We start from the raw sequence: 209 nt of genomic DNA on the forward strand, positions 1-209 counted from the left end.
GAATCAAATGTGTAGGGTCTTCAATCACGATGTGATTTGAAGCAAAACATTTGCGAAGTCAATTCGCTTAATAACAAAGATAATTGAGAGCTATTCAAGTTCTTGTATATTTTATATGAGAGTTTGATCCTGGCTCAGGATGAACGCCGGCGGTGTGCCTAATACATGCAAGTCGTACGCACTGGCCCAACTGATTGATGGTGCTTGCA

The 209-nt window shown here is 41.1% G+C and carries 1 rRNA gene; it reads left to right on the forward strand.

The features are described from left to right. Positions 1 to 111: 111 nt before the first annotated feature. A 16S ribosomal RNA gene (locus LMB56_RS01470) occupies positions 112 to 209 on the forward strand; the annotation flags it as partial.

The organism is Limosilactobacillus reuteri (assembly GCF_020785355.1).
Lineage (GTDB): Bacteria > Bacillota > Bacilli > Lactobacillales > Lactobacillaceae > Limosilactobacillus > Limosilactobacillus reuteri_I.